The following is a 17132-nucleotide window of genomic DNA, read 5'->3' on the forward strand; positions in this document are numbered from 1 at the left end:
AAATCAGAATCAAACCCCTATTTTTTCACAGAATTTGCTAAATGTATGAAAGCTACATTCCTTATTTTGGGTGCTAAAATACGGAATAAATTGAAATGTAAAAATTTCTTAGTAATGTATTTCAAATCAAGAAATAAGACAAATCTGCATATCTGTCAAACACATTTTCTGATTTGGACTTTCCTCTCGTATAACTAACTGACATACAACATACATTCACTTCAAAAAAATGGAAATGATTAAAATACTCATATTGTACCTCAAAGAGTGTTCTGCAAAGTTATAAAATTATTTTGAAAATTTTATTTCAAATCTTGGTATAATCCAGTTTTCCAATTATTTTGATGGATGAATTTTAGTAGTTTTTCAAATCGGGAAATCATTTTTTCGCCTGAATTTCGCATTACATAATTCGGAAAATTAAATTCTTTCTGATGCAAATTGGTAAATTCCCAAGGATGAAAATACAATGTAGCGTAATTTCTGTACTTCATCGTTCTTTTTAAAAGAAAATGGTAAAACCACTGCGGAAAGTTGTGAAAAGAAAGCCAAAAAAGAGGAATACGAAATAGCGGACTCACAGCGGCAGGAATTTGCAGAAGTCCTTTTTCAATAAAAATGCGTTTTGATACGTGTAATTTATTGTATCTACCCGGTAGAATGGTCGGGTTTACGGACGAATTATAAATATATCCTGCTTTTTTCACCTCGTTTGCCTCTATTTCTGCCATTCTCGGCATACGAAGTCCTTTTATTTCAGTTTGAAATTGTTTTTCTAAGGCTTCTTTGGACATTTTGAGATGAGAAATTTCAAAATTAGAATGATAATAGGTGTGTGAAGCCAATTCGTGTCCTTCCATCAAAAGACGTTCTATTAAATCAGGACAATTCTGTGCAAAAACAACCGTTGAAAAAAATGTAGCCTTGGCGTTGTATTTTTTTAAAAGGTCTAAAATGGCGATTGTTCCTTCACGTGATATGGCTATTTGTCTTTGGAAATCAATGTTGTAGCCATATTCTTTTGGCATATCAAATTCTTCGATGTCGAATGAAAGATAAATCATTGTTTAAATTTTATTTTGTTTTATGAAACCAAAATCTTGAATAAACTCTTAATTTCTTTTGCTATCGTATTTGTTGAAAAATCTGTAAATTCGATGTTTTCATTTGGAGTTACGATGATTTCACCTATTTTTTTATTGTGTTTGATTAGTTTTAAAAGAAACTCGAAGTCCATAATGAATGAATTACATTCGGTACACAATAAAATAGAGGTTGCATCTCTTTTCATTGCTTTTAAACCCGCTTGTGAGTCGGTTATTTTACCTTTGGAAAGTATCCAAATTATTTTTTTGACTCCTTGCGAAATTATTTTTCGTTTCCAAGGCAATTTTTTGTTGTATGACTCATCTCTTTTAGCTATACAAATGTCATTATCGCTTTTTTGGAGGTTTTCAATAATGCTGTATAAAGCATTTCTTCCGAATGGGAAATCAATATCGTAAAACACCACCAAAGGAGCTGTACTTTGCTTGATTCCTTCCTTAATGGCTCCTCCTTTTCCTCGATTTTGCTCCAAATTTAGAAAATTCACGCAGTGAGGAAAATCGCTGAGCAGGGCTATTATATAACTTTTGTAATTATCCTTGGTTGAGCCATCATTTACCAGAGTGATTGAGAAGTTTTGCAATCGATTTTCTCGCAATAAAGCTGTAATATTTTCTCGCAATAACTCAAAAATATGATTCGCCGTATTGTAAAACGGAATCACAATATCAATTTGTTTGTTCTGCATCGTTTTTAGTTTTTAGGTTCGAGCATTTCGATGGTTTTGTATTCAAAAAAACACATTTCCCAAATCATTACTAACCAAACAATTGCTACAGGAATTGCCCGTAGCGAATATTTAATAATATAAGGTTCTTTTAGGGGTTTAAATATGTCTGTAGGTGAGAGTGATGCTAGTATTGTAAGGGACAAAAGGCTTATTTTTAACCATTTGTTTTGGTTCGGACTTGCTACAAACCATATTCCAATACCTACATAAGCTATTATATAAGTACTATTTTCCGTTCCTGTGCTAAACAGACATAAAAACATACTTACAGAGGCTAAGAACATCAACCGAAAATCTTTATTTTCATACTGATTAAAACGTAAATAAGGCAACGTGAATAGTACTAATCCGGTTACAATTACCACTAAATTATTATTAAAAACCCCCGTTCGTTGCAGAAATCCTAATAAGGATAGATTTTGAAGGTTGTATTGTAAAGCATTCATATTCGAATTGTTCTTGACTGCCAATCGTTCAAACCATTCTTGATACTGAGAGATAACATATTGCGGTGAGGAATAAAGCATTGGTAAACAAAATAAAATTACCAACCAAAGTAGTCCCGACCCTATGAATCGTATCTTATCTTTTGAAAAGAAGAAAAAAGCAAGTCCTACAATGCCATAAATTTTTGTTAAAATCCCTATAACAATCAGCAATGTAGCCCAATGGCTTTTCCCTTTTTCTATGAAAACAAATGCTCCTACTAAAATGGCTATTATACTGATATTGAATTGTTGCATTGCTGCTGCGGTATATAAATCGTGAGCTGCAATAAGTAATATTCCTATTATTTGCCATTGTTTCAAAGGCAGTTGACGCATCGCCCAATACAGAAAGAGTACGTTGCTCATAATCCAAAGTGAACAACCTAACCAATTAGGCAAAACAGCGAACGGAGCAATTATAGCGCTAAACAAAATTCCATAATGATTTACATCAAAGTACTCTGTTGGATATTCAGCGTAAAGCGATAGTTTTCCAATGGTGTGACGGAAGACTCCTTCAAAAATCAAATAGTTATTATACTTCCCTCGTATAAAAACATTCTGAATTACGGTAGCAAGAGCCAAACCGAACCACAGCAGTGTAACAAAACGAAAATCCTTAAACAACCGTAGCATCATTTTTTTTTGCAAATATAACTATTTCTGTGAAAAAAGTAATTTATTTTGAAAAACAACGCACATAGGTCTCGTAAAATCATTATCTTTGCCCTTATTGATTTTTATTTATCTAAATTATATGCGTAAATTAACATTATACTTTTCGGCATTGCTTTTATTACTCTCTGTAAATGAAGCAAATGCACAGCTTTTCAAAAGCAAGAAGAAAAAAGCCCAAATTGAGGCTGAGGCAAAGAAAAAAGCCGAAGCCGCCAAACCTAAGGGATTTGATGCTATTATCCCAAAAACGGCAAAAACTACACAAGGATTGTTTACCATTCATAAGGTGAACGACAAGTATTTTTATCAGATTCCCGATTCGCTTTTAGGGAAAGAAATGCTGATGGTTACTCGTATTTCGAAAACAGCAACGGGCATCGGTTTTGGAGGAGAAGAGGCTAACAATCAAGTAATTAGATGGGAAAAGAAAGATAAAAAAATATTAGTGAGAATGGTCTCACACAGCATCATTGCTAATGATAGTTTGCCTATTTATGAGGCAGTTATCAACTCGAACGTCGAACCTATTTTAGCTAGTTTCGATATTAAAACACGAGGAAAAGACAGCATTTCATCAGTGATTGAAGTCAATGAGCTTTTTGACAAAGACACCAAACCTTTTGGACTTTCGGAACGCTATCGAAAACAATACAAAATTGGCGGAATAGACACTAAACGAAGTTTTATCGAGCGAATAAAAACTTTCCCAAAAAATATTGAAGTGCGTAGTATAAAGACGTACAACGCTTCTGAGCCACCTGCTTATACCAGTCGCATTGCGGGAATTATCACTGTGGAAATCAATAATTCAATGATTTTACTTCCTGAAAATCCTATGAAACGCAGGTATTTCGATGAGCGTGTAGGTTGGTTCACAACCAGTCAAACCGATTACGGACTTCCTGTACAAAGAACAAAATCAGTAACTTATCTTGACAGATGGCGATTAGAAGTAAAAGATGAAGATATCGAAAAATTCAAACGTGGCGAACTTGTTGAACCTAAAAAACCTATCGTTTATTACATCGACCGAGCTACACCCAAAGAGTGGGCTCCGTACATAAAACAAGGTATCGAAGATTGGCAAAAAGCCTTTGAGGCTGCGGGATTCAAAAATGCCATCATTGCGAAAGATCCGCCAACGAAAGAGGAAGACCCTGATTGGGACCCTGACGATATGCGATACTCGGTGGTGCGTTACTTAGCTTCTCCCATACCAAATGCTAACGGTCCGCATATTAGCGACCCACGCACAGGCGAAATTCTAAATGCCAATATCAATTGGTATCACAATGTTATGACCTTGCTTCGCAATTGGTTTTTTGTACAAACGGCAGCCATCAATCCTGATGCTCAAAAACCAGAATTTAAAACCGAAATTATGGGACGTTTGATTCGATTTGTGTCTTCACACGAAGTGGGTCACACTCTCGGATTGCCTCATAATATGGGAAGTAGCCACGCTTATCCTGTAGATTCGTTGCGTTCGGCTTCTTTCACCAAAAAACACGGAACTGCTCCTTCCATTATGGATTATGCTCGATTTAACTACATCGCTCAACCTGAGGATAAAGGTGTAGCTTTAATGCCTGAAATCGGGATTTATGACAAATATGCCATCGCTTGGGGATATCGTCCTATTTTGGATAAATCTGCTGAAGAAGAGAAAGAAACGCTAAATCAGTGGATTTTAAAACACGCGGGTGACCCTCTCTATCGCTTTGGACATCAACAGGTAGGACACATTGTTGACCCAAGTTCACAATCGGAAGATTTGGGAGACGATGCGATGAAAGCAAGTGCCTACGGAATTGCTAACCTTAAACGTATCGTGCCAAATTTGATAAAATGGACAACCAAAGAAGGAGAAACGTACGAGGATTTAAAAAGTCTTTACGGTCAGGTTTTAGGGCAATATCGTCTTTATATCGGACACGTTTCGGCTAACGTTGGAGGTGTTTACGAATATTACAAAACCGCTGATCAATCGGGCGAAGTGTATGTTTATGTTCCGAAAGACATTCAAAAAAGAGCCGTTCAATTCCTTAATAAAGAGGTATTTAAAACGCCATCTTGGCTCATTGATAATGCCATCATCAAACGTATTGAATATGCAGGAACATTGGAACGCATTAAAAATACACAAGCTATTGGTTTATCACATTTGTTAGACATCGCACGATTGCACAGAGTAATTGAAAATGAAGCTCTTAATGGAGAGAAAGCATACAAAATTACCGAATTGATGAGTGACATCCGAAAAGGCGTATGGACAGAACTTACAATGGGGGCAAAAATTGATGCTTACCGCAGAAACTTACAACGTTCACACGTGGAAATTTTAGGAAAAATTTTACTCGAAACCAAAGCGTTACCTCCTGCTCCACCAAGTCCTTACTTTAAGGGAACGAATGCTAATGCTCACACCTCGGACATTAAAGCAGCTGTTCGTGCCGAACTTTCACAAATCCGCACAATGGCTCGTTCAGCTTCTTCTGCAGATGCTATGACCCAAAACCACCTGAAAGATATCGTTGCTCGTATTGACAAGCTATTCGAAACGAAATAAAATCTTTTTATTTTTTTCAAAAGGAATTATTAATCTCTAAAAAAAATCGGATTGATAATTCCTTTTTTTCTCTCATAAAATATGAATAATTAACCGAATAGAATATTTTTTTCTTACATTTGCATTGTTAATTATTTAGATTTATTATGAATAAATTATTCAAATCTATAAAAAAAGTAGTATTACCATTGTTTGTACTACTAAACATAAGTTTTCTATTTGCACAAGATGAGGATAATAAAATCCATTGGGGGATTAAAGGAGGTTTGAATTATTCAAGGTTAGCTGCCGTTTACCCTTTGCAAGATGGTCTTCAGGGTAAAGACGATATTTTCTTTGGAGGATTTGCGACCGTAAAAACATCTTTACCTGCTGTCAATTCATTTCTTTTTGAGCTAACTTACTCAGGTCAAGGAGTTTATTATGAAGATATGATTGAAAATCGATACATACATTACAACCTACCTCACCTCTCGATTGGTTACAAAGCTCGTTTCAAACTTCACGAACATATTTTCTATCAATTAGGATTTTCTACTGATTTCTTGTTACGAAAAAATGATATCACTTCGGAATTTCAAAATTTTGACACTACAGTTTCGCTATTCGGATTTGAATTTATCTTCAGCAAAAAAATAAGTGTTTTCTTAGATGGGAAAATAGGTCTCCGACGATCAAATATTAAAAATGATATTATTCCCTTTGAACGTAATGTAACGAATCGTGTGGTTCGTTTTGGAGTTTGCTACTACATTAAATAACTAAATATAAGTTAATTATGAAAAATATATTCTGTGTATTATTTTTCTTTCCGTTTGTGCTAATTGCTCAACAAGATAACAGCACACTGCGTTGGGGAGTTGAAGGAGGTCTAAATTTATCCATTTTTCGTAGTCAGACAGAAAATTTCCACAGTAGCACTGGGGTCAAACCTGATATGTACATGGGGTTTTTCGCTATCAATCAATTTCTGGAGGAGACCGATCTAAAACTTAGTGCTTCTTATTCTCGACAGGGGAGTTATATTCAGGAAAAAAATACTACTAAACACACTATAACAATTGATTATATATCTTTCGGGAACGTATGGAAAGTAGGAGTATGGCGTAGTATTTACTTAGATGTAGGCTTAGTTCTTGACGTAGTAATCAATAATCCGTCAGTTCCTTTTCTGAATAGTAGTAACCTAAAAGGAAAAATTGGAGGAATATTTTTCTTAACAAATAAAATAGCGTTAGAACTCAGCGTCAAAGAATCGTTTTCAGGTATCCATAACCATCTTATGAAACAAATTCCTCCTTTTGATGGTTATATGAGCAATAGAGTTTTTCAGTTTGGCTTGATCTATTTTTTCAAACCCTATGAGCAAAAAGCTATCTTTAAATAGGTTGTCTAGAAAGGAAATCTTAAAGAAAAAGTCTGGCTTAATAAGTTTTTAACCTCATAACAATAGGTATTTCAAATATTTTTATATCTTTGTAGTTTGTGTACAAATTAAGCATAGCGTATGGGACTTGTAAATGCGAAAGAGGTTGCCAAGGCACTCAACATTGATAAATATGGCTTTGTAGGTACTTTTGCAGGGTGGTTACTGATGAAAATCCTTCGGTTATCAAAACTGAATAGGATTTATGATCGTAATAAACATTTGCAAGGAATTGATTTTTTAAATCGGCTATTGGATGAATTTGAAGTTCAGTATGACATGCCAGATGAAGATTTGCAAAACATTCCTAAAGAAGGAGCTTTCATAACTATATCCAATCATCCACTGGGAGCCATGGATGGAGTGTTGCTATTGAAATTATTAGGAGAGAAACGCCCAGATTTTAAGGTAATGGCGAATTTTCTGTTGCAACGCATTGAGCCTCTGTCAAACTATGTAATGCCTGTAAATCCGTTTGAAAATCGTAAAGATGTAAAATCCAGCGTTTTAGGATTTAAACAATCGATTCAACATCTCAAAGAAGGAAAGCCTTTGGGTATATTTCCTGCTGGAGAAGTGTCTACTCAAAAAGAAGGTAAATTTATCGTTGATAAACAGTGGGAAGAAGTAGCTATGCGTTTGGCAAAAAAGGCACAAGTGCCTATCATCCCAATTTATTTCCATGCGAAAAACAGTAAATTGTTTTATTCACTCGCCAAAATCGACGATTCGCTTCGTACGGCAAAACTTCCGTCTGAAATGTTGAGCCAACGAAAAAGACCTATTCACGTACGGATTGGGAAGCCTATATCGGTAAAGACTCAAAACGAGCATACTGATTTAGAATCTTATACTGATTTTTTGCGTAAAAAAACCTATCTATTGGCGAATACATTTGACAAAACTAAGAAAAAGAATCCGCTTACATCCGTATTAAATAAGTCCAATAAATCGGCAGAAGCCCCTGAAGAAATAATAGAACCTATTGACATTCAATTGATTGAAAAAGAAATTTCTCTTATTACTGAAAAAGATCTACGACTTTTCAAGAGTAACAATTATGAGGTTTTTCTGGCTCCGTATGAAGATATTCCAAATATTATGACCGAAATTGGAAGGCTTCGCGAAGTTACCTTTCGAGAGGTTGGGGAAGGAACTAATGCATGTATTGACATCGACGATTTTGATGTCTACTATCACCATATGTTTTTATGGGATGCCGATGCTAAAAAAATTGCAGGAGCCTACCGAATGGGATTAGGTGCATACATATTCCCTAAATATGGCATTGATGGTTTTTACACACATAGTTTATTTCGTTTTGAACCTGAACTTTACGATATGATGAGTAAAACCATTGAAATGGGACGTGCTTTTGTGATTTCTGAATATCAACAGCGTCCGATGCCTTTGTTTTTACTGTGGAAAGGAATTGCTCACACAACGCTCCGCTATCCTGAACACCACTATTTGTTAGGAGGAGTGAGTATCAGTAATCAGTTCTCAAATTTCTCAAAATCACTCATGATTGAGTTCATGAAATCGAATTACTACGATCCTTATATCGCTCAGTATGTACGACCTAAAAAAGAATTTAAGGTTAAACTCAAAGATGCTGATAAGGATTTTATTTTCGACGAAACCAAGGCAGACCTCAATAAGTTTGACAAAATTATTGATGAGTTGGAACCTGGAACATTACGTTTGCCCGTACTTATCAAAAAATATATCAAACAAAATGCCCGTGTTGTAGCCTTCAACGTTGACCCAAAATTCAATAATGCCATAGACGGGCTAATGTATATCCGAATTGCAGATCTGCCTGAAAGCACCATGAAGCCTGTGATTGAAGAGTTTCAGATTGAAATTGAAGCAAAATTGAAAGAAAATATAACATAAAAAATTTAAAATGAGGGTTTTAAAGCACATTTTTACACTCTGTTTATCCTTTATCTCAATTGACAGTATCGCTCAATCTGAGAAGGAAATACTTGTCATTGAAAATAATATCTTAAAAAAATGTGATTGTGAAAAAATCCCTGCCAATGGACATGTAGTGATACCTTATTTCGTGAAAACCATTGCAAAAGAAGCTTTTAAAGGCTGTCACCGATTAAAATCTATTGAAATTCCAAATACGGTTGAAATTGTTGAGGAAAGAGCTTTTTTTGATTGTTATAACCTAAATAAAATAGACTTATCTCGAGTTTTTGAAATCAAAAAAAGTGCTTTTGCATATTGCACCAATTTGACTGAAATTACCTTAGGGGATGGATTGAAGTCTATTGAAGATAATGCCTTTGAATCATGTTTCAAATTACAGAGTATCACACTTCCCAACTCATTGACCACTTTGGGAAACGAGGCTTTTTCGCAATGTAAGGAACTCGCAAATGTAACTCTTTCAGAAAATCTCATACACCTTCCTTTTAAGGTTTTTTACGAATGTAAAAGTCTAAAAATAATTGAAATACCTAAAAAAACACTCCACATTAGAGCCAGTGCATTTGCTTTTTGCGAATCGTTGACTTCAGTTTATTTTTTGGGGAATTTAGAAAGTATTGGTAATGATGCTTTTGAACATTGTGTGTCACTCAAAGAGATAGAACTCCCTGATTCTGTGGTACATCTCGGAGCAAGTGCTTTCTTCAATTGCTCGGCATTAGAGTGGATAGGATTACCTGCCTACCTTACTCAAATTAAAAATGACACTTTTTCAGGATGTAATAGCTTGAAAGAGATACATTTCCCTTCGGGTATAGAAAAAATAGGAATGCATGCTTTTCGGAATTGTAGTAGTTTGATTTCCTTGGACTTGCCTATATCTCTAACAGATATTTTATTTGGTGCGTTTAATGAATGTACAAGTTTAAAAATTATAAAATTTGCTGAGAATGTGAATTATATAGGTATTTTTGCCTTTGCCAATTGTGTGAGTTTGGAAAAAGTAGAGCTACCCAAGTCTGTTGTAAAAATTGAAGATAGAGTTTTTTACGATTGTAGGAACTTAGCTTCCGTAAAACTGTCAAGTCACACAAATAGCATCGGTGTTCAGGCGTTCAGTGGATGTGAAAAGCTAAAAAAAATAGATCTTCCTGCTACGTTAAACTACATAGGTGTGGAAGCTTTTCGCAATTGTAGTTCGTTGGAAGAAATTATCTGTCGAGCAAGTACGCCTCCACAGGTAAATCTATCGTTGGGATATAAGGGTGTAGTAATTGTTCCGAAAAAAAGTCAAGAAGCCTATCTACAAGATGATATTTGGAAGCAAATGATTATCAAATAGTTGGCCCTATATACTTCATTATATGAATATGATTGGTGTGTAAAACCTATTTACAACGAAACAGAAATTCCCGCATAAGGCATAAATCCAGAAGCAAAAACACTTGAATCTTTATTGTAAAGTAAGTTATATCTCATCCCCAGTTCTGCATAGGCTTTTCCTCCTATCTGATGACGATATCCCACACTCACAAACAAGGCATTTTCACTCCTTTTAGCAATATTTTCTGTGATTTTCACTTTTGTCGAAGACATCAAATGTTGATAGGATGTTCCAAAAACAAATCCTTGATAAACATAACTTAAGTAAGGTCCCACACCAAGAGTCCGCATACTAACACTTTTGGTGTTACGAAACGTATAACTTACACTTGCGCTTAATTCTAAATTTTCGATAATTCTATAACCCACACGTGGGGCAATTTGAATATCTAATCTTTCAGAATCAATATTAGCTCCAATGTTTCCACCAATAATCCATTTTCCATCGGAATTGAAAGTTGATGAACTTGATTTTTGAGGAAGTAAAATATTCTGAGAATATCCCATTCCCATGATAAATATACCGAACAAGAAAAATATACTTCTCATAAAGCAAATGCTTTTAGGTTTAATAACACAAATGTATATATTTTTATTGAACAAACATCATTTCAATAAATTTTTAACAATGGTATACAAAAATAAAAATTGCCTAAAAAATTGTTTCTAAGTTATAACAAATCTACATTCGTGATTTGTTGCTAAAATCAGCTGGTTGCAAAGCGACTATAAACCCTGAAGTTCATACTGATTATAGCGGATTTAATTCAAAACAATATCTTTTAGGCAATTTTACAGAAAACACTTATTGTTTACAAGTCAGAATAAGTATTTTTTCTTTTCAGCAAAAACTACTTTTTAGCTTTCAGATGTTTTTCTAAAAATTGATCTTGTTCCCAAAGGGTGTGCAATATGCTTTCTTTTGCTTGATATCCATGGCTTTCTAATGGCAGAAGTACCATACGTACTGGAGCTCCCAAGTTTTTAAGAGCTTGGAAATAACGTTCCGTTTGGAAAGTAAACGTTCCTGCATTGTTGTCTGCTGCACCATGAATTAACAAAAGAGGTTTTTTCATTTTGTGAGCGTTCATGAAGGGAGACATGGTGTTATACACCTCAGGAGCATCCCAATAATTTCGTTGCTCTGATTGAAAACCAAAAGGAGTCAGCGTACGGTTATAGGCTCCGCTTCGAGCTATTCCACAAACGAATAAATCAGAGTGTGTGAGTAAATTAGCCGTCATAAACGCTCCGTAAGAGTGTCCTCCCACAGCGACTCTTTTTCTGTCGATATAACCTAATTTATCCAATGCATCAATAGCAGCTTCTCCATTGGCTACTAACTGCTCAATAAAGGTGTCATTAGGTTCTTGCTTATCTTCACCTACAATCGGGAAAGCAGCATCATCCAATACGGCATACCCCTTTGTGACCCAATATATAAAGGAACCATAGTAAGGATACGTAAACTCATTAGGGTTTGCCGTACTTTGCCCTGCCGTGCTTTTACTTTTGTATTCACGCGGATACGCCCAGATGAGTAAAGGCAATTTTTCTTTCTTTTTGAAATCATAATTTTTAGGAAGATACAATGTACCACTCAAAGCAACTCCGTCTTTGCGTGTGTAGTTAATAACTTCTTTATGAATTCCTTTCAAGGATTCAAACGGATTTTTGAAGAAAGTAAGCTGTGTAGTTTTCCCTTTTTTATAATTCTTTACGAAATAATTTGGGTAATCCGTTGCCGATTGTAAACTTACCAACATATCTCCTTTTTTGATGTCCAACACCTCAATAATATTCTCTTTTTGATTTTTTAGTTTCGAGGTATACAGTCGATTTTTTTTCAACGTTTTCAAATCTAATTCATCAAGGAAAGGAAATTGCCCCTCTTTGGTATGTCCTGCTCCTAACCAATAAGTTTTCCCATTTTGAATTTGAAGAACATATCTGTTCCATTGATTTTTAATAGTTTGAGGAGAACCCGGATCATTGTAAACATCCTGATAATTTCGATCAATAATAACCTTTTGTGTATTATTTTTTAAATTTAATAATATTGCTTTTTGGTTACGGGTATCGTACCAAAGTTCATACACTAAAGTATTTTCTTCATCGCCCCAAATGATGGAATTGAAACGCTGTTTTAGTTTTATCAAAGAAACAGGTGATTGATTGAAAGGAGCTTCCCACTGAAAAACTTCATCGCGGAACTCAGCCTTTTGGTTTTGGTCTCCTCCGTCCAGAGCCTCAACAAAAAACAGCGTGTGTGGCTTATCAGAACGCCAACTCATAGAACGTTTTCCTTTATGGGTCGACGAAAATCCTTTTGGCATATTTTCAATCAAAGGCAAACTATTTACCAGTGCAACTTCTTTTCCTTGAACATCATAAACTTTTGATTCTCTGGGGAAACGATTAAATGGCACAATGTATGAAAACGGTTTTTTAAGCTCGGTTATCATTAAATAGTTCCCATCGGGAGAGAAACTTTCTGAAAGATACATTCCTGCACCTTTAAAAAGGCCTTCTTTTCCATTTAAATCTATCTTTTTCAATTCCGAAGTAACCAAAACTTCAAAATTAAACTCATCAATTTTATTTTTCAACAAATCTTGATATGTTCTGTTTTGTGAAACTTGTCCCGTTCCCACTGATACAATAGGTCCTTTGGGAACGCTTTTAGCTTCGCTCTGTAATGCAGGACGGTTGGTTACCAAAGTTCTTACAAGTAAAAAGGAACCGTCGGGCGACCATGTGTAAGGCATTCCGAAATTAGCATTTAGCAAGTTGCTACTCAATCGTTTTGCTGTAGCCGTTTCCAAGTCAAGTACCCACAACTCTAAACCTTTATCAGTTGTGTGTGTAAAGGACATTTTTTTCTCATCAGGAGAAAACCCTAAATAAGCGATTTTAGCGTTTTCAGGTAGATTTTTCACCTGTTGAGTTTGTTTGTTTCCTACTTTTTGTACTTTTAAATTATTGATGTAAGTCAGGTTACTTGATGCATTTATATTTGGATTCATTCGTAGACCTCCTAAACGAATTTCCTCTTGATTAAGTTCCTCCAAGTTTCGGTAAGTAGACCGATAGCTAAAAACCATCCACGTACGTTGGCTATTCATCATCACTGATGGAGCCCTTTCAAAATCAGCTAATTGCAAAATCTCCTCTGACGGTTTCTGATACGTCAGATTCTCTTGTGCTGTTAAATAACTCATTGATGAAACGAGTATAAGTGATAAAATTTTTCTCATATATTTAATTATTTTTTCCAATTCTTTAAGATGTCCGCAGGAACGCCGTCTTTATGTAGCATAATAGCAGTAGTTTTGTAGGTTACAAATGCTTTGGTAACATACAAATATCCTTGATGGTCGTTGTTCACTCCCCATGAATTTTTTACGATGTAGTACTCCCTCCCGTTTTGATCTTTGGCAAGTCCAACGATGTGCATTGCGTGGTCGTCCGTAGTTTCGTAATTATCGAATGCTTTTTGACGCATTTCCGCAGTGATAGTTCTTTCCTGAGTTGGCGGAGCGTTAAACAACATTTTTTGTTCATCTAAAGTCATTTGATCCAAATCTTTTTCAGGAACAAAAGCTACACCATTTCTCCAACTGAAATAACGCTCACTCACATCCGATGCCCATGCTACAGTAAATCCTTTTTTTAAGGCGTTGTCTATAACTTTAACAAAATCAGTCATTTGAACGTTATAAGCCTGATCGAAGCTCCAGTTATCAGGCACAGCCATTAGCACATTTTTATATTTAGGTTGATCCTCATACGAAATCATCTCCACATAATGATCAGGATTGATACCTACCACCTCTTTAGCAAAGGTCTGTGGGGTGTACTTCTTACCTGCATGTAAGAATGTTTCAGGAACCTGACCCAAATAAGCATCAATCGCTGCAGTAAAGGCTTTTTCCCAATTGGGTGTCAATTTTTTGATTTTTTCACGCTTAACGAGTCCCTCTAAAAATCCTTTGAGCACAGCCTGCATTTCGGAAAAGTCATTGCGTGAAGTTCCGTAGTTCAATCCTGAGTAAATATATTGAGGTACAGCTCCATATTTTGCATACATGTTGATAATGTCGTGCAATTCACCTCCGTCACCATAATCCAAATTACCATGAAAACGAACATATTGCTTTGCTTTTTCGATATACGTATTTCTTGCGGTATAAATTTCAGCCAAATCTACTGGCTTTTTACCCATACGACTCATTTCACTTTCTAAAAATGAAGCTCCAGCGTAGCTCCAACATGTACCGCTACTGCCTTGATCTTTCACTTCCATACGTTCTAAATTAATCACAGGTGTAAACTTAAATCCTGCATTTTCACTTTGATTCCCTGCCACGGCACGAATCAGATTGTCTTGTGCCGTTGCTCCAAAAAATGAACCCACAGCAAAAAATAACGCTATTTTTTTCATTTTGATTATATAATTTTAGATGATTATTTTTAACCCTACAAACGTAAGAGTTTATTTTGGAAAATCAAAGAATTTGAAAGAAATGATTACAAATAGTAATGGAATTTAAGCGTTTCGTTTCCATTGTATTGATGGCTTAATAATTTCTCATACTATTGAGAATAGATACTTTAACACACCACGTAGCAGACATTTTGTCAGTAATTTTGTTTTGGTATTTTTTTTGCCAAAGCAATTTTCGTAAGTCAAAAATCGTTTGATTTTTTGAGCTTTTTTAATCTTTTAATCATTAAATTATCTCATAAGAAATGAAAGGAAATATCAATGTTTCGGTGGAAAATATTTTTCCGCTTATCAAGAAGTTTTTATACAGTGACCACGAAATTTTCCTGCGGGAACTCATCTCCAATGCTACCGATGCTACACTGAAATTAAAGCACTTAACCCAAATCGGGGAAGCCAAAGTGGAGTACGGAAATCCTATCATCGAAGTGAAAATCGATAAGGAAAATAAAACTTTGCATATCATTGATGAGGGCATTGGGATGTCGGGCGAAGAAGTGGAAAAGTATATCAATCAGATTGCTTTTTCAGGAGCAGAAGAATTTTTAGAAAAATACAAAGATACTGCCAAAGATGCAGGTGTAATTGGGCATTTCGGGCTTGGGTTTTACTCTGCTTTTATGGTGGCAAACCAAGTGGAAATCATTACCAAATCGTACACTGACGCTCCTGCCGTAAAATGGACGTGTGACGGCTCTCCTGAATATACTCTTGAACCTGCCGAAAAGTCAGAAAGAGGTACGGAAATCATCTTACACATAGCCGAAGATTCTACCGAGTTTTTGGAAGAATATCGCATCGAGGAATTGTTGCGTAAATACAACAAATTTATGCCTATTCCCATTAAATTTGGAACCAAACAAGAACCGCTTCCTCGTCCTGAAAATGCTGACGAAAATTACAAAACCGAATATCAAACGGTTGACAATATCGTAAATAACCCAAATCCGGCGTGGACAAAACAACCTGCCGATTTGCAAGACGAGGACTATAAAAACTTCTATCGTGAACTTTATCCGATGCAGTTTGACGACCCCTTGTTTCACATTCACCTAAATGTGGATTATCCGTTCAATTTAACGGGAATTTTGTATTTTCCAAAACTATCAGTGGATATGCAAATCCAAAAAGACCGCATTCAATTGTATCAAAATCAAGTTTTTGTAACGGATAATGTGGAGGGAATTGTTCCAGAATTTTTGACAATGCTTAAAGGAGTTATCGATTCGCCAGACATTCCGCTCAACGTGTCGCGTTCGTACTTACAAGCCGATGGCAACGTTAAAAAAATCGCAAATTATATTACTCGAAAGGTTTCTGATAAATTAAAATCGCTTTTCAATAACAATCGAGAAGATTTTCAATCAAAATGGAACGATATTAAGATTGTTTTGGAATACGGAATGCTTTCCGAGCCGAAATTCTACGAAAAAGCAGGGGATTTTGTGCTTTATCCAACGGTAGATGACCAATATTATACGCTTTCGGAGCTTAAAGAAGCCTTAAAAGACCAACAAACCGACAAAGACGGAAAATTGGTGGTGCTTTACGCCCAAAATAAAGAGGTGCAACACGCTGCTATTGAAGAAGCTAAGGAAAAAGGATACCAAGTGTTGCTTTTGGATTCGCCCATTGTGTCTCATTTAATTCAGAAGTTGGAACACGATAACGAAAACTTGACTTTTGCTCGAGTGGATTCGGCTCCGATTTCCAAACTGATTCAAAAAGAGGATACTACAATTTCCAAATTTTCGGAAGAAGAAAAAACATCACTTAAAGAAAGTATCGAAAAAAGCATTCCGAGTGAAGGTTTTGTGGTGCAATTGGAAGATTTGGATAGCGATAGCACACCTTTTAGCATCAATCAGCCTGAATTTATGCGTCGTATGAAAGAAATGAGTGCTACCGGCGGTGGCGGAATGTTCGGAATGGGTAATTTCCCCGAAATGTATCATTTGGTGGTGAACACAAATTCGCCTTTGGCAACTTCGATTCTCAACACGGCGGACGAAACTGAAAAACAGCACCTTATCAAACAAGCCTTTGATTTAGCGAGGCTTTCACAAGGACTTTTAAAAGGAAAAGAACTTACCGATTTCATCAAACGCAATTTTCAGGAATTGAAATAATATTGTTTTTTCCATAACTATAGAAAAGCGATGCACGAAAATAGTGTATCGCTTTTCTTTTTGCCCTACATAGGAGGCTCAAAAAAAATCTGTAAAAGAGTCAATTAGTAGCAAAAGACACTTTCTATATTCATACTTTTACAAAGAAATTCACATATTTAAACAGAGAAA

The 17132-nt window shown here is 35.6% G+C and carries 12 protein-coding genes; 6 read left to right on the forward strand and 6 right to left on the reverse strand.

Going from position 1 to position 17132, the window contains the following annotated elements; all coding sequences use genetic code 11:
• Positions 1-302 precede the first annotated feature (302 nt).
• From ACF3OB_RS03830 to ACF3OB_RS03840, 3 genes are read right to left on the reverse strand one after another with little or no spacing between them, the layout of a single operon-like run.
• Positions 303-1064: a polysaccharide deacetylase family protein gene (locus ACF3OB_RS03830; RefSeq protein ID WP_095912366.1), complete on the reverse strand. Its 762-nt coding sequence runs from the start codon at positions 1062-1064 to the stop codon at positions 303-305.
• Between the two features lie 20 nt (positions 1065-1084).
• A complete protein-coding gene (locus ACF3OB_RS03835) occupies positions 1085-1795 on the reverse strand; it encodes a glycosyltransferase (protein ID WP_095912365.1) in 711 nt (236 codons plus the stop codon).
• A gap of 5 nt (positions 1796-1800) precedes the next feature.
• Entirely contained in the window at positions 1801-2964 is a 1164-nt protein-coding gene (locus ACF3OB_RS03840; RefSeq protein WP_172919697.1) for a glycosyltransferase family 87 protein, read from the reverse strand.
• A 118-nt stretch (positions 2965-3082) separates the two neighbouring features.
• Between ACF3OB_RS03840 and ACF3OB_RS03845 the strand changes: the two genes are divergently transcribed.
• From ACF3OB_RS03845 to ACF3OB_RS03865, 5 genes are all read left to right on the forward strand, one after another.
• Positions 3083-5572, forward strand: a complete 2490-nt coding sequence (locus tag ACF3OB_RS03845; RefSeq protein WP_392448423.1) for a zinc-dependent metalloprotease — start codon at positions 3083-3085, stop codon at positions 5570-5572.
• 146 nt (positions 5573-5718) lie between these two features.
• Positions 5719-6333: a hypothetical protein gene (locus tag ACF3OB_RS03850; RefSeq protein WP_392448426.1), complete on the forward strand. Its 615-nt coding sequence runs from the start codon at positions 5719-5721 to the stop codon at positions 6331-6333.
• Between the two features lie 17 nt (positions 6334-6350).
• On the forward strand, positions 6351-6959 hold the full coding sequence (locus tag ACF3OB_RS03855; protein ID WP_392448428.1) for a hypothetical protein: 609 nt from the start codon (positions 6351-6353) through the stop codon (positions 6957-6959).
• Positions 6960-7079: 120 nt separating this feature from the next.
• Positions 7080-8897, forward strand: a complete 1818-nt coding sequence (locus ACF3OB_RS03860; RefSeq protein ID WP_392448430.1) for a GNAT family N-acyltransferase — start codon at positions 7080-7082, stop codon at positions 8895-8897.
• 10 nt (positions 8898-8907) lie between these two features.
• The gene (locus ACF3OB_RS03865; protein ID WP_392448431.1) at positions 8908-10284 is read left to right on the forward strand and encodes a leucine-rich repeat domain-containing protein; all 1377 of its coding nucleotides are present in this window, start codon (positions 8908-8910) and stop codon (positions 10282-10284) included.
• A 50-nt stretch (positions 10285-10334) separates the two neighbouring features.
• Here ACF3OB_RS03865 and ACF3OB_RS03870 read toward each other — a convergent pair whose 3' ends face one another.
• From ACF3OB_RS03870 to ACF3OB_RS03880, 3 genes are all read right to left on the reverse strand, one after another.
• Positions 10335-10874, reverse strand: coding sequence for a hypothetical protein (locus ACF3OB_RS03870; protein ID WP_157909024.1), 540 nt, complete (start codon positions 10872-10874; stop codon positions 10335-10337).
• Positions 10875-11176: 302 nt separating this feature from the next.
• The gene (locus ACF3OB_RS03875) at positions 11177-13582 is read right to left on the reverse strand and encodes a S9 family peptidase (RefSeq protein ID WP_392448434.1); all 2406 of its coding nucleotides are present in this window, start codon (positions 13580-13582) and stop codon (positions 11177-11179) included.
• Positions 13583-13590: 8 nt separating this feature from the next.
• Positions 13591-14769, reverse strand: a complete 1179-nt coding sequence (locus ACF3OB_RS03880; protein WP_042347510.1) for an aminopeptidase C — start codon at positions 14767-14769, stop codon at positions 13591-13593.
• 308 nt (positions 14770-15077) lie between these two features.
• On the opposite strand from ACF3OB_RS03880, the gene htpG reads away from it, so the two are divergent.
• Entirely contained in the window at positions 15078-16961 is a 1884-nt protein-coding gene (htpG, locus tag ACF3OB_RS03885) for a molecular chaperone HtpG (protein WP_392448436.1), read from the forward strand.
• Positions 16962-17132 lie beyond the last annotated feature (171 nt).

Origin of the sequence: Capnocytophaga canis, from assembly GCF_043187445.1 — a bacterium.
In the GTDB taxonomy this organism is placed as follows: Bacteria; Bacteroidota; Bacteroidia; order Flavobacteriales; family Flavobacteriaceae; genus Capnocytophaga; species Capnocytophaga canis.